We start from the raw sequence: 18,355 nt of genomic DNA on the forward strand, positions 1-18,355 counted from the left end.
GGAACGACAAAAAGCCCTTCGGGGCTTTTTCTTCGTCTGCGCCCTTCAGGCCGAGAGCGAGTTCCTGAGTTCGCCGATCGCCGCCTCGAAGTCCGCTTCGCTTTCCAGCCTGCGCATCGGCGGCAGCGCGGCCAGGAGCCGCCGGCCATAGCCCATGGCGACCAGGCGGGTGTCGCAAATGGCAAGCACGCCGCAGTCGGTTTCGCGGCGAATCAGCCGCCCCGCTCCCTGCTTGAGCGCCACGGCCGCCTCGGGCAGCGAATAGTCGCTGAACGAGCTGCGGCCCTGGGCTTCGAGGCGCTGCGAGCGCGCCTCGACCAGCGGATCGTTGGGCGGAGGGAACGGCAGCTTGTCGATCACCACCAGCTGCAATGCATCGCCGGGCGCATCGAAGCCTTCCCAGAACGATGCCGACGCCACCAGCACGCAGCCGGCGCGCCCGCCCTCCGCGCCTTCGCGAAAGCGGTCCATGAGCACGCGCTTGGGCAGCTCGCCCTGCACCAGCACCTCGGGCCGCACGTCGGCCTCGAGCCGTTCGAACTGCTGCTTCATCTCGTCGCCGATGGCGCGCAGCGCGCGCAGCGTGGTGGTCAGCACCAGGGTCCGTCCGCCCAGTTCGGCGGCGCCGCGTGCGGCCAGCTGCGCCACGCGTGCGCTGTGGGCGGCGTCGTTGGGCTTGGGAAAGGCACGCGGCACATAGAGCCCGGCCTGCGCGGCATAGTCGAAGGGGCTCTGCACCCGCAGCACCTCGGCGTCGCCCAGGCCGCACGGCTCGGTGAACCAGCGCAGCGTGGGTTCGTCGCCCAGCGTGGCGGAGGTGAAGACCCAGGCGCGTCCGCTGTCTTCGGGCGCCGCGCGGGCTTCGTGTTCATCGCCGTCGTCGGGGGCCGCGCCGCTGCCGATCTTGAGCACGCGCGTGCGCATGGCCTCGGCAATGTCGAGCGGCGATTCGACCAGCCGCAGCTGCGTGCCCACGTCCACCCAGCGCACCGAGTCGGTTTCGCAGGGCAGCGCAAAGCGTGCCGCGCGCTTGGCGAGCTGCTGCGCCCGCTCATACAGGCGCACGAAATCGGGCGATATCTCGCTGACGGTATCGAGCCCTTCGGCAGCCATTTCAAAGGCGTGCTGCAGGGCTTCGAGCGCGTCCTGCCAGGCCTGCGCGTCGATGCCTTCCGGCGACGGGCCCACCCAGCGCAGCTTGGTGCCGGGCCACTGCTTGCCGACCGCAAGGCGCAGCTCGCGCGCGGCGCGTTCGACGGCCGCCACCAGCTGCTGCCAGTCGACCAGCCCGCGCGCATGCTGCAAGCCGGCTCCGAGCAGGTCGCGCGCAAAGTCCAGGGCCTGCCCGCTGCCGAGCTGCGCGCCGAGGAACTGCACGCCGGTTTCGTTGAGCTGGTGGGCCTCGTCGAACACCACCACGCTCACGGTCGGCAGCAGTTCCGCCATGCCGGTCTCGCGCACTGCAAGATCGGCGAAGAACAGGTGATGGTTGATGACCACCACATCGGCCGCCAGCGCCTCGCGCCGCGCCAGGTTGACGTGGCAGGGCTTGAACTGCGGGCACTGCGCGCCCAGGCAGTTCTCGCGCGTGGAAGTGATGAGCGGAATGAGCGGCGAGCGCTCGTCCAGCCCGGGCAGCTCGGCCAGGTCGCCGGTTCGCGTGGCCTTGGACCACTGCTCGATCTTGGCGAGCGTGCGCAGGCTGCCGCGTTCGGGCAGCGAGGCATCGTGGCGCGCGAGGTCGAGCCGGTGCAGGCACAGGTAGCTCGCGCGCCCCTTGAGCAGCGCCGTGCGCACCGGCAGCTCGAGCGCCTCGACCAGCCGCGGCAGGTCGCGGCCGAACAACTGGTCCTGCAGGGTCTTGGTGGCGGTCGACAGCAGCACGCGCTCGCCGCTCAGCAACGCCGGCACGAGATACGAGAAAGTCTTGCCCACGCCGGTGCCGGCCTCGACCACCAGCACGCCGCCGTCCTCGATGGTGCGGGCGACGGCCAGCGCCATTTCGGTCTGCCCCGAGCGCTCGCGGAACTGTTCTGCCGCACGCGACAGGACGCCGCCCTGCGCGAAGGCGTCGCGCACCTTGTCCTCGAGTGTTTCGCTCACGCGGGTTCTTTCGGATCGAGCACGTTCTCGAGCCGCGTGATCTGGTCGCGCAGCGCAAGCCGGCGCTTCTTCAGACGGCGCAGCAGCAGCTCGTCCTGCGGCGAAGCTTCGGCCAGGCGGTCGATGGTGGCGTCGAGGTCGGCGTGTTCGATGCGCAGCTCGATCAATTGGCGGGAAAGGGAGTGAAGATTGGAGTCCAACGTTGGCGCTGCGAACGTATTCCGCCCGCAGCTCGTGTTCACTCGATAATACGTCCTGGTACGAATCCACGAGAAGACAGAAGGCGCGCCGCAGGCGCATTTGCGCTCATGACACAAGGCTTTCGGCTTGCCGCCGCCACCGGTCTCCACAAGGGAGACCGCCCCTATCAGCAGGACCAGGTCCTGATGATGAGCCATCCGCGCGTGCCCGGCTGCATGCTGGGCATCATTGCCGACGGCATGGGCGGGCGCAGCGGCGGGCGCAAGGCCTCCGACCAGGTGCTGATGACCGCGCGCCAGCTGTTCACGCGCTACCACCCCGACCGCGACAGCTCCGCGGCCGTGCTGCGCCAGCTGCTGGAGGATGCGCACACGGTCATCAAGCTCACGGCCCTGTCGAGCGAGCAGGAACCGCACAGCACGCTGGCGGCCTTTCTGATGAACCCCAAGGGCGACTGCGCCTGGATCCATGCCGGCGACTCGCGCATCTACCACTTCCAGAACGGCGAGCTCGTCACGCGCACGCGCGACCATTCCTATGTCCAGGTGCTCATCGACCGCGGCGAAATCACCGAGGCCGAGGCCAATGTCCATCCCAAGGGCAACATCCTCCTCGGATGCCTGGGCATGACCACGACGCCTCCGCCCATCGAGCCGCACTACATCCCCGCGATGCAGCCGGGCGACCTGCTCATGGCCTGCAGCGACGGGCTCTGGCACTACTTCAGCCCCGAGGAGCTGGCCAGCGTGCTGTACGCGGAGCCGCCGCGCGAAGCGGTGGAAATCCTGGTGGGAGAAGCGCGCCGCCGGGCGCGCGGCACGGGCGACAACATTTCGATCGTGGTGCTGAAGCTCGAAGCGCTTCCTCAAGACTGAGCGCTGCCACTGGCGCTCGCCCGGCGAGGTGGGCTCAGTGGCTGGGCGCCGAAGCCGGCGATGCCGGCGGCGGGGGCAAGGGCGCCCCGCGCGGCTTGGTGCGCTCGGCGTTCTGCCGCTCGCGGCTGGCCCGGTGCTCGGCCGCCTTTTGCTGCTTGCTCTCGAAGCGTTCGACCGCCGCCGGCGCCTCGGCGCGCCGCTGGGCGGCCTTGGCCTGCTCGTCGGCGTGGGCCTTCTGCTTGGCTTCGAGCTGGCGCCGGCGCTCGTCGGCCTCGGCCGCCGTCGCGGCGCGGCTCGCCGCATGATCGGCCGCGCGCTGCTCGCGGTCCTGCTGGGCTTTTTTAGCCTCTTCCTGCTTCTCGGGCGTGTCCTGCGGGCGCCGCGTGGCGGCCTTCTGGTCGAGCTTCTCGAGTTCGGCCGCACCACGGCGCTGGCGCTCGATGTCGTTGATGGCCGTTTCCTGGCGCTTGATGTGGTCGGTCTCGACGCGGCGGCGCTTGCGGCTGTCGCGCAGGCAGTCCTCGACCGCGAACTTCTGGTAGCAGGCGGCGCGCTCCTTCTCGAAGCGCGCGTCGATGGCCGCGCGCTCGGCGGCCAGCCGGCTGCGCTCCGCTTCGAAGTTCGCATTGCCCGCAGCCGCGTTGGACTGTGCCCAGAGCGGCAGGCTGCCCAAGGCCATCAGCATGGCGAGAACAATTTTTTTCATGTCAGTCGAGTGTCCACGATGCGGCGTTCCAGGGAGAGGAACTCGCTCGATTGCATTTCGGTGAGCCTGGAAACCGTCCGCGGGAATTCGTGCGCGAGCGGCCCCTCGGTGTACAACGCCTCCGGCGGTACCTCGGCCGACATGATGAGCTTGACGCGCCGGTCGTACAAGACGTCGACCAGCCAGGTGAAACGGCGTGCTTCGGAGGCCATGCGCACCGGCATGTGCGGCACGTCGGACAGCAGCACGGTGTGGAACTGGCTCGCGATCTCGAGATAGTCGTTCTGCGAGCGCGGTCCGCCGCACAGCGTCTTGAAGTCGAACCAGACCACGCCGCCGGCCTTGCGCCTGGCGCGGATCTCGCGCTGCTCGATGTGCAGGACCGGGTTCTCGTCGGCCGTTTCGGCCAACCTGTCGAAGGCCTTGCGCATCTCCTTTTCGGCCGAGGCATCGTTGGGCGTCAGGTACATGCGCAGCTGCTCGAGCGTGCGGCGCCGGTAGTCGGTGCCGTTGTCCACGCTCAGCACCTCGAGCTTCTGGTTGAGCAGCGCGATCGCGGGCAGGATGCGGTCGCGGTGCAGCCCGCCGGGGTAGAGGTCGTCGGGCCTGAAATTGGAGGTGGTGACAAAGCCCACGCCGTTCTCGAACAGCGCCACCAGCAGGCGGTGAAGGATCATCGCGTCGGTGATGTCCGCCACGTGGAACTCGTCGAAGCAGATCAGCTTGTAGCGCTTGGAGATGCGCAGCCCGAGTTCGTCGAGCGGGTTGACCGTGCCCTGCAGCTCGCGCAGTTCGCGGTGCACCTCGCGCATGAACTCGTGGAAGTGCAGCCGGGTCTTGCGCCTGAGCGGCACCGCGTTGAAGAACAGGTCCATCAGGAAGCTCTTGCCCCGCCCGACGCCACCGTACATGTAGACGCCGCGCGGCAGCTCGGGCCGGTTGATGAACTTCTTCAGCGCGTTGGAGCGCTGGGCCTTGTACTCGCCCCACTCCCGCGCGCAGCGATCCAGCGCTTCCACGGCGCGCAGTTGCGCGGGATCGCTCTGGAACCCGCGCACAGCGAGTTCCGCCTCATAGGCCTGTTTGACGCTGGTCAAAGGATCAGAAGTTCAGCGTGCGCTTGTCCACGGCAAGTGCCGCTTCCTTCGTGGCTTCCGACAGCGACGGGTGCGCATGGCAGATGCGCGCGATGTCTTCGGCGCTGGCCTTGAACTCCATCGCCACCACGGCTTCGGAGATCAGCTCGCTGGCCTGCGGGCCCACGATGTGCACGCCCAGGATCTCGTCCGTGGCCGCGTCGGCCAGGAACTTGACCATGCCGGTCGTGTCGCCCAGCGCGCGTGCGCGGCCGTTCGCGAGGAACGGGAAGGTGCCGGCCTTGTAGGCGCGGCCCGCGGCCTTGAGCTGCTGCTCGGTCTGGCCGACCCACGCGATCTCGGGGTTGGTGTAGATCACCCACGGCACGGTGTTGAAGTTGACGTGGCCGTGCTGGCCCGCAATGCGCTCCGCCACGGCAACGCCCTCTTCCTCGGCCTTGTGCGCGAGCATCGGGCCGCGCACCACGTCGCCGATGGCCCAGACGTTGGGCAGGCTGGTCTTGCAGTCGTCGTCCACGGCAATGGCGCCGCGCTCGTCGAGCTTCAGGCCCACGGCTTCGGCGTTCAGGCCGATGGTGTTGGGCACGCGGCCGATCGAGACGATCAGCTTGTCGACCTCCAGCGTCTGGGCTTCGCCCTTGGCGTTGGTCCAGGCCACGCTCACGCCCTTCTTGGACGACTTGATCTCGCCGACCTTCACGCCGAGTTCGATCTTGAGCTTCTGCTTGTCGAAGGCCTTCTTGGCTTCCTTGGCGATCTGCTCGTCGACCGCGCCGAGGAAGGTCGGCAGCGCTTCGAGCACCGTGACTTCGGCGCCGAGGCGGCGCCACACAGAACCCATTTCAAGCCCGATGACGCCCGAGCCGATCAGGCCCAGCTTCTTGGGCACCGCGCCGATGCGCAGCGCGCCGTCGTTCGAGAGGATGTTCTCCTCGTCGAACGGCGCGCCCGGAAGCGCGCGGGCGTTGGAGCCCGTGGCCACGATGATGTGCTTGCCCTCGATCGACTCTTCGGCAGCGCCCGCCACCTTGATCTCGTAGCCGGCTTCGCCCGCCTTCACGAACGAGCCGCGGCCATGGAAGAAGGTGATCTTGTTCTTCTTGAACAGGTACAGGATGCCGTCGTTGTTCTGCTTCACGACCTGGTCCTTGCGGGCCAGCATCTTGTCGAGGTCCAGCCCCAGGCCTTCGACCTTGATGCCGTGGTCGGCAAAGTGGTGGCCGGCCTGGTCGAAGTGCTCCGACGATTGCAGCAGCGCCTTCGACGGAATGCAGCCGACGTTGGTGCAGGTGCCGCCCGGTGCGGGACCGCCCTTGCTGTTCTTCCACTCGTCGATGCAGGCCACGTTGAAGCCCAGCTGCGCTGCGCGGATCGCGGCGATGTAGCCGCCGGGGCCGCCGCCGATGACGATGACGTCGAATTGTTTGTTGGCCATCTGATTCTTTCTCCTCAGATGTCGAACAGGAGGCGCGACGGGTCTTCGAGCGCTTCCTTCATGGCCACCAGGCCCAGCACGGCTTCGCGGCCGTCGATGATGCGGTGGTCGTAGCTCATGGCAAGGTAGTTCATCGGGCGAACCACGATCTGGCCGTTCTCGACCACGGCGCGGTCCTTGGTGGCGTGCACGCCGAGGATGGCCGACTGGGGCGGGTTGATGATCGGCGTCGAGAGCATCGAGCCGAAGGTGCCGCCGTTCGAGATGGAGAAGGTGCCGCCGGTCATCTCTTCGATGCCGAGCTTGCCGTCCTGTGCCTTCTTGCCGTATTCGGCGATCTTCTTCTCGATGTCGGCAAAGCTCATCTGGTCGGCGTTGCGCAGGATCGGCACCACCAGGCCGCGCGGCGAACCGACGGCAATGCCGATGTCGAAGTAGCCGTGGTACAGGATGTCGTTGCCGTCGACCGAGGCGTTGATCACCGGGTACTTCTTGAGCGCATGCACCGCGGCCTTCACGAAGAAGCTCATGAAGCCGAGCTTCACGCCATGCTCCTTGGTAAAGCTGTCCTGGAAGCGCTTGCGCAGCTCCATGACGGGCGCCATGTTGACTTCATTGAAGGTCGTCAGGATGGCGTTGGTCGATTGCGACTGGATCAGGCGCTCGGCGATGCGGGCGCGCAGGCGGCTCATCGGCACGCGCTGCTCGGGGCGCTCGCCCAGGTCGGGCGCACCCGCAGGCGCGGCGACTTGCGGCAGCGCCGGCTTGGCAGCCGGTGCGGCCACGGCGGGCGCGGGCTTGGCGCCCGAGGCCACGGCGCCGAGCACGTCGCCCTTGGTGACGCGGCCGTCCTTGCCGCTGCCGGCCACGTCGCTGGTCTTCAGGTTGTTGTCGGCCAGCAGCTTGGCGGCGGCGGGCATGGCAACGTCGGACTTCGAACCGCCGGTGGCGGCCGCAGCCGCTGCGGGCGCAGCTGCCGGGGCCGGCGCGGCGGCGGGTGCCGCTGCTGCAGGCGCTGCAGCGCTTGCCTTGCCTTCGGTGTCGATCTTGGCGATCAGCTGGTCGGCCACCACGGTGGCGCCATCGGGCTGCACGATCTCGGCCAGCACGCCAGCCGAGGGCGCGGGCACCTCGAGCACGACCTTGTCGGTCTCGATCTCGATCAGGATTTCATCGACGGCGACGGCTTCGCCGGCCTTCTTCTTCCAGGTGAGCATGGTGGCTTCGGCCACGGATTCGGAAAGCTGGGGGACTTTGACTTCTACGATAGACATTTGGAGTGAGCTCCGTTTTGTTCTTCAGGTGTTCGTGTGAAAAAGAGGCTTGGAATTACTTGGTCAGCACGAAGCCCTTGAGCTTGCCAAATGCGCCATCGACCAGCGCCTTCTGCTGTTCCTGGTGCAGGTGCGAGTAGCCGACTGCAGGCGATGCCGAAGCGGCACGGCCGGAGTAGCCGAGCTTCTGGCCTTCCTGCATGTTCTCGTGGATGTAGTGCTGCACGAAGAACCAGGCGCCCTGGTTCTGCGGCTCGTCCTGGCACCACACCACGTCGGCGAGGTTCGGGTACTTCTTGATCTCGGCCGCGAACGCCTTGTGCGGGAACGGATAGAGCTGCTCGACGCGGATGATCGCCACGTCGTCGCTGCCCTGTTCCTCGCGCTTCTTGGCCAGGTCGTAGTAGACCTTGCCCGAGCAGGCGATCAGGCGCTTGACCTTCTCGGCCTTCAGGCCCTTGCTGTCCGGAATGACCGTCTGGAAGCCGCCCTTGGTGAACTCGGACAGCGGCGAGGTCGCGTCCTTGTTACGCAGCAGCGACTTCGGCGTCATGATGATCAAAGGCTTGCGCAGGTTGCGCACCATCTGGCGGCGCAGCACGTGGAAGATCTGGCTGGCCGTGGTGGGCTGCACCACCTGCATGTTGGTGTCGGCGCTCAGCTGCATGAAGCGCTCCAGGCGGGCCGAGCTGTGCTCGGGGCCCTGGCCTTCGTAGCCGTGCGGCAGCATCATCGTGAGGCCGTTGACGCGGCCCCACTTCACTTCGCCCGAGGCGATGAACTGGTCGATCACCACCTGCGCGCCGTTCACGAAGTCGCCGAACTGGGCTTCCCAGATCACGAGCGTGTTCGGATCGTTCGAGGCGTAGCCGTATTCGAACGCGAGCACCGCTTCTTCCGACAGGATCGAGTCGATGACGACGAACGGTGCCTGGTTCTCAGCCACGTTCTGCAGCGGCGTGTAGGTGCCTTCGTCGAACTTCTCGCGGTTCTGGTCGTGCAGCACGGCGTGGCGGTGCGTGAACGTGCCGCGGCCCGAGTCTTCGCCCGACAGGCGCACCGGGTAGCCGCTGGCCACCAGCGAGGCAAAGGCCATGTGCTCGCCCATGCCCCAGTCGACGTTGACGTCGCCGCGGCCCATGGCGGCGCGGTCGTCCAGCACCTTCTTCACGAGCGGGTGCACCGTGAAGCCGGCCGGCACCGTGGTGATCTTCTCGGCCAGGCGCTTCCACTCGCTGGACGGAATGGCGGTGTCGCCGGCGTCGGTCCACTTCTTGTTGAGGTAGGGATTCCAGTCGACGGCGTACTTGCTCTTGAAGTTCGTGAGCACCGGGTCGACCGTGTTGCGGCCTTCGTCGAAGGCGGCGCGCTGGGCCTTGACCATGTCGTCGCCGAGCGTGGCGCCCAGGCCTTGCGTCGCCAGCTTGTCGGCGTACAGCTTGCGCGTGCCGGGGTGCTGGGCGATCTTCTTGTACATGAGCGGCTGCGTGAGCGAGGGGGTGTCCTGCTCGTTGTGGCCCAGCTTGCGGAAGCAGATGATGTCGACCACCACGTCCTTCTGGAACTCCATGCGGAATTCAAGGGCGAGCTGGGTGGCGAGCACCACGGCTTCGGGATCGTCGCCGTTCACGTGCAGCACCGGCGCCTCGATCATCTTGACGATGTCCGTGCAGTACAGCGTCGAGCGGCTGTCGCGCGGGTCGCTGGTGGTGAAGCCGATCTGGTTGTTGATGACGATGTGCACCGTGCCGCCCGTGAAGTAGCCACGGGTTTCGGCCAGCGCCAGCGTTTCCATCACGACGCCCTGGCCCGCGAAGGCGGCGTCGCCGTGCACCAGCACGGGCAGCACCTGCTTGCCCTGCGGGTCGGCGCGGCGGTCCATGCGGGCGCGCACCGAGCCTTCGACCACGGGGTTCACGATCTCGAGGTGCGAGGGGTTGAACGCCAGGCTCAGGTGCACCGGGCCGCCGGGCGTGGTCACGTCCGAGCTGAAGCCCTGGTGGTACTTGACGTCGCCGCTGGGCAGGTCTTCAGGCGCGGTGTGGTCGAACTCGGCGAACAGGTCGGCCGGCATCTTGCCGAGCGAATTGACCAGCACGTTGAGGCGGCCGCGGTGGGCCATGCCGATCACGATCTCCTGCACGCCCTTGATGCCCGCCTGGTTGATCAGCTCGTCCATCGAGACGATGAAGCTTTCGCCGCCTTCGAGCGAGAAGCGCTTCTGGCCGACGTACTTGGTGTGCAGGAAGCGCTCGAGGCCTTCGGCCGCGGTCAGGCGGTTGAGCACGTGCTTCTTCTGGTCCGCATTGAGCTGCGGGTTGGTGCGGGCGCTTTCGAGCTTCTGCTGCCACCAGCGCTTGTGGTTCTGGTCGGTGGTGTACATGTACTCGGCGCCGATGGTGCCGCAGTACGTTTCGCGCAAGGCATTGAGCAGGTCGCGCAGCGACATGGTCTCCTTGCCGAAGAAGGTGTTGCTGGTGTTGAACACCGTCTCGAGGTCGGCATCGGTGAAGCCGTAGAACGAGGGCTCGAGTTCCGGAATGGCCGGGCGCTCGGCGCGCTTGAGGGGGTCCAGGTCGGCCCAGCGGGCGCCGACGTTGCGGTAAGCGGCAATCAGCTGCTGGACGGCGGTGCGCTTGCGGCCGAGCTCCGAATCCGCGCCGCTGGCCTGCACGACCTTGGTGGTGCCCTGCTTCGCGCGTTCGGCGAAAGCGTTGATCACCGGCTGGTGCGGGACGTCTCGGGTGTTGGAGCCATCGACCGCGGGCACGTTCTGCAGGGCGTCGAAGTACGACCGCCAGTTGTCAGGCACGCTGCCGGGATTGGAGAGGTAGTTTTCGTACATCTCTTCGACATAGGGCGCATTGCCACCGAAGAGGTACGTGTTGCCCTGATACGCGGCATACGCCGTGGGCTTGGAGGAATCGCTCATGATCCGCTGACCTTCGCTTCCCTGAAGGAAGCACTAGCTGGTTAAGAAACCTTCCGCGACACGGCTGAACCGGTTGGCGGATGCGACTGTGGCTGGGGAAGGGCCTGAGTACCTTCGCATTGTGCCACGTCAAACATATGACGGCGCGGCGCGGCTTCGCAAGGCCGGTTTGCTCACTCAGGCCGAAGAAACCAGCTGCCTGATCTGCTGCAGGGTGGCGGGGTCGTCGATGGTGGTCAGGTCGCCCGGATCGCGCTGCTCGCACACGGCCTGGATGGCGCGCCGCAGCAGCTTGCCGCTGCGGGTTTTGGGCAGGCCCGAGACGAAGCGCACCCGGGCAGGCCGCGCCAGGGCGCCGAGCTGGTCGGCCACCACCTTCATGATCTCGCCTTCGAGCCTCAGCGCCGCGTCGGCGTCGGTCACGGCGATGCCGTCCTTCGGCACCACGAAAGCCATTGCCACCTGGCCCTTGAGCGCATCGGCCACGCCCACCACCGCGACCTCGGCCACGTTGGCGTGGCCCGAGATGCTCTCCTCGATCTCGCGGGTGCCCAGGCGGTGGCCGGCCACGTTGATCACGTCGTCGGTGCGCCCGAGGATGTAGAAATAGCCGTCCTCGTCGCGAATGCCCCAGTCGAAGGTCGAATAGACCATCTTGCCCGGCACGCTCTTCCAGTAGGTGCCGACGAAGCGCGCGTCGTCCTTCCATACGGTCTGCATGAAGCCGGGCGGGGTCGGGCCTTCGACCACAACCACGCCCTTTTCATTGGGGGCGGTCAATTCCTCGCCGGTCGATTCGTGCAGGATCTTGATGCGGTAGCCGTACATCGGAACACCGGGGCTGCCGAACTTGCTGGGCTTGGCCTCGACGCCATTGGCAATGGTGATCATCGGCCAGCCCGATTCGGTCTGCCAGTAGTTGTCGATGATGGGCACGCCCAGGCCTTCGCTGATCCAGCGCGCGGTGGGTTCGTCGAGCGGCTCGCCCGCCAGGAACAGCGCGCGCAGGCTCGACAGGTCGTATTTCTTCAGCAGCGCCGGGTCCTGCTTCTTGAGCACGCGCACCGCGGTGGGCGCGCTGAACATCACCGTCACCTTGTACTTTTCGACCAGGCGCCACCAGATGCCGCCGTCCGGCTGCCGGTCGATGCCTTGCGTGGGCAGGCCCTCGTACATGAGGGTGGCCATGCCGGCGATCAGCGGGCCGTAGACGATGTAGCTGTGGCCGACCACCCAGCCGATGTCGCTGGTCGAGAAGTAGGTTTCGCCGGCGCGGCCGTCGAAGATGTGCTTCATGCTCGCGGCCAGCGCCACGGCATAGCCGCCGACGTCGCGCTGCACGCCCTTGGGCTTGCCGGTGGTGCCGCTGGTGTAGATGGTGTAGCTGATGTCGGTGGCGGCCAGCCAGGTGCAGGGCACCTCGGCGTCGAGGTGCTTCTGCCGCAATTCGGCCGCCAGGTGGTCGCGGCCGGCCGTCAGCTCCATGGGCGCGAGGCCGCGGTCGGTGAGCAGCACCGCGGCCGGCTTGTACTTCGACAGCCGGATCGCCTCGTCGAGCAGCGGCTTGTACGCAATGACCTTGCCGCCGCGCGAGCCGGCGTCGGCGCTCACCACCACCTTGGGCTCGGCATCCTCGATGCGCGTGGCCAGCGAGCCGCTCGCGAAGCCGCCGAACACCACGCAGTGGATGGCGCCGATGCGCGCGCAGGCCAGCATCGCGAAGGCGGCCTCGGGAATCATCGGCATGTAGATGAGCACGCGATCGCCCTTCCCCACGCCCAGTTCCACCAGGCTGGCGGCGGTGCGCTGCACCTCGGCGTGCAGTTCGCTGAAGCTGTAGCTCTTTTCAACGCCGGTTTCGGTGGAAACAAAGATCAGCGCGGGCTGGCCGCCGCGCGCGGCCAGGTGCCGGTCGACCGCGTTGTGGCACAGGTTGGTGGTGCCGCCCACGAACCAGCGCGCAAAAGGCGGCTGGCTGGCGTCGAGGATCTGCTTGGCGGGGGCCTGCCAGTCGATCAGCTTCGCCTGCTCGGCCCAGAAGGCCTCGGGCGCATCGACGGACTGGCGATAGAACTCTTCGTAGCGGCTCATCTGGATATGTCTCCGTTTATTCGTTCGGCCCTGGCGGCATCGCCAAAACTGAATTCATAATTATGGAGACTGATCTTGCAGCAAGCTGACGGCTGGAACTGTTGGATGCCACCGAATATCATCCGGCCGCGCCGGCCGGACCATTCAACTGGGGCGAGCCGGCGTTACCACGGCAGCGAGTAGGTCTTGCAGTTGGTGAAACTTTTCATGGCCTCCAGCACGCCTTCCTTATAGCCCAGGCCCGAGTCCTTGATGCCGCCGAAAGGCGTCAGCTCCAGCCGGTAGCCCGGCACCTCACGCACATTGACGCTGCCCACGTTCAGCTCGCGGATGAAGCGCGTGATGTAGTCCAGCCGGTTGGTGCAGATCGACGACGACAGGCCGTAGGCCGTGCCGTTGGAGATGCGGATCGCCTCCTCGATGTTCTTGAAGCGGATCACCGGCGACACCGGCCCGAAGGTCTCCTGCTTGGCCACCGTCATCTCGGGGTCCACATGGTCCAGCACCGTCGGCGAGTACAGCGCGCCTTGGCGTTCGTTGCCGTACAGCAGCTTGGCGCCGGCCGCGATGGCCTCGTTGACCACCGCCTCGAACTGCTTGGCCGCCGCCTCGTCGATGACGGTGCCCATGTCGGTGGCGGGGTCCATCGGGTCGCCGTACTTCAGCGCTTTGGTCTTCGCTACCAGCAACTCGACGAACTGGTCGGCGACCGCCTCGTGCACCAGCATGCGCTTGACGGCCGTGCAGCGCTGGCCCGAGTTCTTGTACGACCCGCTGGCTGCAAGCGTGGCCGCCTCCTCGATGTCGGCGTCTTCCATCACGATGATCGGGTCGTTGCCGCCCAGCTCCAGGATCTGGCGCTTGTAGGCGGCCTTGCCGGCGATGTACTTGCCGATGGGCACGCCGCCGGTGAAGGTGACAAGGTCGACATCCGCGTTGGTCAGCAGTTCGTCGGCGATCTCCTTCGGGTCGCCGGTGATGACCGACAGCATCTGCGGCGGCAGTCCCGCTTCGTACAGGATGTCGGCCAGCAGGAAGGCCGCCAGCGGCGTCTTCTCGCTGGGCTTGAGCACGATGCGGTTGTTGGTGGCAATGGCCGGCGCCACCTTGTGGATCACCTGGTTCAGCGGATGGTTGAACGGCGTGATGGCGGTGATGGCGCCCAGCAGGGGTTCCCGCAGGGTGTAGACCTTGCGGCTCTTGCCGTGGTGCGTGAGGTCGCAGGAGAACACCTGGCCGTCGTCCACCAGCGCCTGGTTGGCCGCGAACAGCAGCACGTCGGAGGCGCGCCCCACTTCGTACAGCGAGTCCTTGCGGCACAGGCCCGACTCCATCGTGATCACACGCGATATCTCGTCCAGGCGCGCGGCGATGAGCTCGCCCGCGCGCATCAGGATCTTGTAGCGCTCGTAGCGCGTGAGCGTGGGCTTGTAGTCGCGCGCGATGCGCAGGGCCTGGCGCACGTCGTCCAGCGTGGCCTTGGGCACGGTGGCGATCACTTCGCCGGTGTAGGGGTAGGTCACCTCGATCGTGCGGTCGCGATGGACTTTTTCTCCGGCGATGCGCAAGGCCTCGCGGTGAACGGTGCCTGGCTTCAGGGTGGCTTGGCTCATGGGAGTGCTCCGGGGACGTCTGGTCGGGGGTTACTGGGCGTGGTTCAGCGCGATATCGAGCGCATCGAAGTTGCGCAGGCGCCGGCCGGGGGCGATGCCGGCGACCGGGCGGTTGCAGATCAGCGGCACGCGCTGCTCCGACACACCGCCGTGCGAGCGCAGCGGAACCTCGAGTGCCGACAGGTCATGGCGGCTGGCCGAGGTGCCGATGACCGTGCTCTGCTCGCTGACCACCACGATGTCGCCGATGCGGTCCGGCGGCAGCTCGAAGCGCTTCGCGGCCTCGGCACGCGAGAGCACGAGTTCCATGCCCGGGATGCCCTTGATGCGGTCGATCCAGCCCGGCACGCTGGCCTCGTTGGGGGCGTACACCGTGGCGAAGGAGCCGAGCGCACCGTGGTGCACCACGTACGGATCGGTGATCGGCAGGATCACGCGGGCTTCTTCGGCGCCGAACCAGCCGTCGAGCACGTCCTGCAGGTAGATGACGTTGGGCGAGCCGTCGGCGCCGTGCTTGTCGTTCATGCCGTGGTCGGCCGTGAGGACGATGGTGGCGCCCAGCGCGTCGAGCTGGGCGAGATAGCGGTCCATCATCGCGTAGAAGGCGTTGGCCTGCGGGCTGCCTGGAGCGGCCTTGTGCTGCACGTAGTCGGTGGTCGACAGGTACATGAGGTCGGGACGGCGCGACTCCATGAGCTTGACGCCGGCGGCGAACACGAACTCCGACAACTCGGCGCTGTACACCGAAGGCACCGGCATACCGACCATGTCGAGCACGTTGTCGATGCCGTTCTCTTCCATCGTCACCTGGTCCGACTTCTCTGACGAGAAGCAGATGCCCTTCATCTGGTGGCCCAGCAGCTTGCGCAGCTTGTCCTTGGCGGTGACCACGGCGAGCTTGGCGCCCGCATTGGCGAACGCAGCCAGCACGGTGCCGGCACGCAGGTACTTGGGGTCGTTCATCATCACTTCCTGGCCCAGCTCGCGGTCGAAGAAGTAGTTGCCGCAGATTCCGTGCACCGCGGGCGGCACGCCGGTGACGATCGACAGGTTGTTGGGGTTGGTGAAGGACGGCACGACGCAGTCGGCGAGCAGGCTGGCGCCCGACTTCATGATGCGGCCCAGGTACGGGGCCACGCCGGCCGCCACGGCTGCGTCAAGGTACGCCGGCTCGCAGCCGTCCACACAGACGACCACGACGGGTCGCACCATCCAGCGGTAGCTGCGACTATTGACTTCAAGCGAATCGATTTTCATTAAGTGGGTACTCCTTGGTTTGTTGATGTGTGACAGCCCGGGACACGGACTCAGCGACGGATGAACACGGCAATGAACGCACTGATCAGGCAGCTGGCCGCAACGATCGGAAACACCAGCGAGGTGTTGCCCGAGTGGTCCAGCATCCGGCCAATCAGCGGTTCGCCCAGACCGGCCAGCAGGTACGAAAAGAAGTTCATGACACCGGTGGCCGTTCCCGCACGCTTTGCGCCGACAAGGTCGGGACACAGGGCCCAGAACGACGAGGCCGGTCCGTAGACGAAGAAGCCCGCAAGGAAAAGCAGCGCCAGGCCCAGGATGCTGGTGGGCAGCAGGTACATGCCCATCGAGGCGACCGCGCCGAGCAGCATGTACAGCACGATGGCCTTGTAGCGCTTCGATCCGAAGACCTTGTCGGAGATCCAGCCATTGGTGAGCGCGCCGAAGGCCATGCCAACCGGCAGCGCGACGGAGATCCAGGCCGGGTCGATCATGCCGTCGGCGGCCTTTGCCCAGTCCTTGCCGAGGAAGTGCACCGGCACCCAGACGATCAGCCCATAGCGTGCGGCATTCTGGAAGCCGATCGCCAGCGCTGCGATCATCAGCCTGGGGTTGCCGAGAACGGCCTTGTAGCGCGACCACGAGCTTTCTTCGGGCTCATGTCCGGCATGAACGAGCTTCGCGTCTTTCGCATCCTTCTCGTCGGCAACGCCGGTCTCGGGCGACTTGAAGCCAAGATCCTCCGGACGTTCGCGAGCGATCAGATAGAAGGTGATGCCACCCACCAGCATCAGCAGCACGGGGAGGCGGAAGATCCAGCGCCAGTCGAGGTGAAACACGTTCACCACCAGGATGGAAGTCACAAAGGACAGCACCGACGCACAGCCCGCGGCAAAGACATAGAAGCCGTAGACTTTTCCGCGCTCTTCCGAGCCCCACCAGTTCGACAGCAGGCGACTTCCGGGTGCCCAGCCCAAGGCCTGGAAATAGCCGTTGATGCCCCACGGGATCGCCAGCGACTTGAACCCGACAGCGAAGCTCACCACCCAGTTGGCCGCGCACGAAAGAATGGCGCCGGCTGTCATGACCCGACGGCCGCCGAACTTGTCGCCGAGGTTGCCGTTGATGGCTTGCCCGATGGCATAGCACCAGAGAAGGCTCGTCGAGGCCCACCCGAGGAACTCCTTCGAGAGGCCGAATTCCTTCTGGATGCCCGGAATGGCGAAGCCGAAAGTCTGCCGCCCCGTGTAGAAGAAAAAGTAGCAGAACATGGCGGCCAGCAGCATCCGCCACTGCGCCTTCCTGAACGAGTTTTCGAGAGGTGATACGTAGGTGCCCGCCGGCAGGGTTTGGTTGACCGCTTGCATGGTTTGTCTCCATTTCTTGACGGGCGTGGGGCCCGTGGGACCGGCTCGAAGGCCGGCATCTGTTTTTCAAGTCTCGGCCGGCCGCATACCGACTGCGCCCGGCACTCCAGTCATCTAGGCGTGCACCGCTCCGATGAAATTCTTGCCGCGCGCACCGTCCATGGCACGCGCGATCATGGCCGCCGCTTCGCCGTCCGCCACCCCGTAGTCGGCGAACTCGGTCTTCACACCAAGGCCTTGCAGAAAATCACGCAAGCGTCGCGTTCCGGTCGACTGGTCCGGGCCAAACAGTTGCTGCAGAGTGCGGTCGCGGTCGGGCGACCGGGCCCAGGCCTTCTCGAGAACCAGCGGCAGGGTGAAGGAGCACGCAATGCCATGCGGCAATCCGTGGCGCAGCGTCATCTCGTACGAGATCGAATGGGCCAGCGCCGTCTTCGTGTTGGAGAACGCCATGCCCGCCTTGAGCGCGGCGAGCGACATGCGCTCGCGCAGATCGATGCTGCCCAGGTCGGCCATCAGGGCCGGCAGGCACTCGAAGATGTCCTGCACCGCGGACACCGCGAAAGTGTCGGAGATGGGATTCGCGTTCACGTTCCACACCGACTCCAGCGCATGGGAAAGTGCATCGAGCCCCGTCGACACCGTGACTGCCGCGGGCACCGACAACATCAGTTCGGGGTCGACGATGGCCGCTTCGGGCCAGGTGGCATCCAGATGCAGCGAATACTTCTTCTGGTTGGCGGTGTCCCAAATGGTGGCCCACGGCGTCACCTCGCTGCCCGTGCCCGCGGTCGTCGGCACCGCGATCAGCGGCTTGACGCGGGCGGGGGCAAAGGGCTTTCCTGTAGCGAGCAGGCCGACGAGTTCATCGAACTGTCCGCTGGCCGTGCCCACTACCAAGGCCTTGGCGGTGTCGATGGCGCTACCGCCGCCCACCGCGACGACGGCGTCGCACCGGGCGTGGCTCTGGGCATCTTCCTGCCAGAAGCGGTTGTAGAGCGCCGACAGATGCGCGACATCGGGGTTGGGGCACACGTCGTCGATCACCGTCACCAGTGCGTCTCCAAGGAGCGCTTCGAGGCGAGCGACAAGGCCCAGCGCCCGGGCCTCGGGAAAGGTGACGACGGCGATACGGCGGCCGGCCAGGATCGACGGCAGCTGCTCGAGGCTTCCCCGTCCGCAATGGATGGAAACAGGGTTGTGAAAAGCTTGGGGCATGAGGTTTGTCTCGCGTGGTTGTTTGTTTGCTTGTTTGTCCTTGCATCGCGCTGTACCGCGCGTTCTCTCTCTTGGGTGGATGCAAGTGTCAAGGCCGGCCGGTGTACCGTCCAATCGCATTTCCGACGCCGGCATGGTCGGAAACCGATAGATCGCATTCGCCCTCATGTTCACGCGCGGGCGGAA

Annotated in this window: 13 protein-coding genes; 1 reads left to right on the top strand and 12 read right to left on the bottom strand. The window is 66.3% G+C overall.

The features are described 5' to 3' along the window. Positions 1-45: 45 nt before the first annotated feature. The gene (gene yoaA, locus VPA02S_RS01455) at positions 46-2,103 is read right to left on the bottom strand and encodes a DNA repair helicase YoaA (protein ID WP_018902792.1); all 2,058 of its coding nucleotides are present in this window, start codon (positions 2,101-2,103) and stop codon (positions 46-48) included. Next, positions 2,100-2,303, bottom strand: coding sequence for a YdcH family protein (locus tag VPA02S_RS01460; RefSeq protein WP_012747296.1), 204 nt, complete (start codon positions 2,301-2,303; stop codon positions 2,100-2,102). Before VPA02S_RS01460 ends, yoaA begins: the two co-directional genes overlap by 4 nt. A 108-nt stretch (positions 2,304-2,411) precedes the next feature. Between VPA02S_RS01460 and VPA02S_RS01465 the strand changes: the two genes are divergently transcribed. Then, complete coding sequence (locus VPA02S_RS01465; RefSeq protein ID WP_012747295.1) at positions 2,412-3,179, top strand: PP2C family protein-serine/threonine phosphatase; 768 nt, start codon at positions 2,412-2,414, stop codon at positions 3,177-3,179. A gap of 34 nt (positions 3,180-3,213) precedes the next feature. Here the strand turns inward: VPA02S_RS01465 and VPA02S_RS01470 are convergent, their stop codons facing one another. From VPA02S_RS01470 to psrA, 10 genes are all read right to left on the bottom strand, one after another. After that, positions 3,214-3,885, bottom strand: coding sequence for a hypothetical protein (locus tag VPA02S_RS01470; RefSeq protein WP_062361624.1), 672 nt, complete (start codon positions 3,883-3,885; stop codon positions 3,214-3,216). Next, positions 3,882-4,982 carry a cell division protein ZapE gene (gene zapE, locus VPA02S_RS01475; RefSeq protein WP_012747293.1) on the bottom strand — a complete coding sequence of 367 codons (1,101 nt, stop codon included), beginning with the start codon at positions 4,980-4,982 and terminating at the stop codon, positions 3,882-3,884. The genes VPA02S_RS01470 and zapE overlap by 4 nt, the downstream gene beginning before the upstream one ends. A 4-nt stretch (positions 4,983-4,986) precedes the next feature. After that, positions 4,987-6,417: a dihydrolipoyl dehydrogenase gene (gene lpdA / locus VPA02S_RS01480; RefSeq protein WP_062361626.1), complete on the bottom strand. Its 1,431-nt coding sequence runs from the start codon at positions 6,415-6,417 to the stop codon at positions 4,987-4,989. A gap of 14 nt (positions 6,418-6,431) precedes the next feature. Continuing rightward, on the bottom strand, positions 6,432-7,691 hold the full coding sequence (gene odhB / locus VPA02S_RS01485) for a 2-oxoglutarate dehydrogenase complex dihydrolipoyllysine-residue succinyltransferase (RefSeq protein WP_012747291.1): 1,260 nt from the start codon (positions 7,689-7,691) through the stop codon (positions 6,432-6,434). 55 nt (positions 7,692-7,746) lie between these two features. Beyond that, positions 7,747-10,623, bottom strand: coding sequence for a 2-oxoglutarate dehydrogenase E1 component (locus VPA02S_RS01490; RefSeq protein ID WP_062361628.1), 2,877 nt, complete (start codon positions 10,621-10,623; stop codon positions 7,747-7,749). A gap of 177 nt (positions 10,624-10,800) precedes the next feature. After that, positions 10,801-12,768, bottom strand: coding sequence for a propionate--CoA ligase (locus VPA02S_RS01495; RefSeq protein ID WP_259347636.1), 1,968 nt, complete (start codon positions 12,766-12,768; stop codon positions 10,801-10,803). Positions 12,769-12,878: 110 nt separating this feature from the next. Beyond that, complete coding sequence (phnY, locus tag VPA02S_RS01500; RefSeq protein ID WP_062361633.1) at positions 12,879-14,327, bottom strand: phosphonoacetaldehyde dehydrogenase; 1,449 nt, start codon at positions 14,325-14,327, stop codon at positions 12,879-12,881. Positions 14,328-14,357: 30 nt separating this feature from the next. Beyond that, a complete protein-coding gene (phnA, locus tag VPA02S_RS01505) occupies positions 14,358-15,584 on the bottom strand; it encodes a phosphonoacetate hydrolase (protein ID WP_062361637.1) in 1,227 nt (408 codons plus the stop codon). A gap of 50 nt (positions 15,585-15,634) precedes the next feature. After that, positions 15,635-16,951 (bottom strand): MFS transporter, encoded by a 1,317-nt coding sequence (locus VPA02S_RS01510; protein ID WP_018902801.1) that lies wholly within the window; start codon positions 16,949-16,951, stop codon positions 15,635-15,637. A 114-nt stretch (positions 16,952-17,065) separates the two neighbouring features. Then, the gene (psrA, locus tag VPA02S_RS01515) at positions 17,066-18,169 is read right to left on the bottom strand and encodes an iron-containing alcohol dehydrogenase PsrA (RefSeq protein ID WP_018902802.1); all 1,104 of its coding nucleotides are present in this window, start codon (positions 18,167-18,169) and stop codon (positions 17,066-17,068) included. Positions 18,170-18,355: the final 186 nt, after the last annotated feature.

This window comes from Variovorax paradoxus NBRC 15149, from assembly GCF_001591365.1.
GTDB classification, from domain to species: Bacteria; Pseudomonadota; Gammaproteobacteria; order Burkholderiales; family Burkholderiaceae_C; genus Variovorax; species Variovorax paradoxus.

Bases quoted from the DNA above. Each gene is read 5' to 3' on its own strand.
- phnA (WP_062361637.1), bottom strand. From the start codon at position 15,584: ATGAAAATCGATTCGCTTGAAGTCAATAGTCGCAGCTACCGCTGGATG.
- psrA (WP_018902802.1), bottom strand. From the start codon at position 18,169: ATGCCCCAAGCTTTTCACAACCCTGTTTCCATCCATTGCGGACGGGGA.
- VPA02S_RS01470 (WP_062361624.1), bottom strand. From the start codon at position 3,885: ATGAAAAAAATTGTTCTCGCCATGCTGATGGCCTTGGGCAGCCTGCCG.
- odhB (WP_012747291.1), bottom strand. From the start codon at position 7,691: ATGTCTATCGTAGAAGTCAAAGTCCCCCAGCTTTCCGAATCCGTGGCC.
- lpdA (WP_062361626.1), bottom strand. From the start codon at position 6,417: ATGGCCAACAAACAATTCGACGTCATCGTCATCGGCGGCGGCCCCGGC.
- phnY (WP_062361633.1), bottom strand. From the start codon at position 14,327: ATGAGCCAAGCCACCCTGAAGCCAGGCACCGTTCACCGCGAGGCCTTG.
- VPA02S_RS01490 (WP_062361628.1), bottom strand. From the start codon at position 10,623: ATGAGCGATTCCTCCAAGCCCACGGCGTATGCCGCGTATCAGGGCAAC.
- VPA02S_RS01465 (WP_012747295.1), top strand. From the start codon at position 2,412: ATGACACAAGGCTTTCGGCTTGCCGCCGCCACCGGTCTCCACAAGGGA.
- VPA02S_RS01510 (WP_018902801.1), bottom strand. From the start codon at position 16,951: ATGCAAGCGGTCAACCAAACCCTGCCGGCGGGCACCTACGTATCACCT.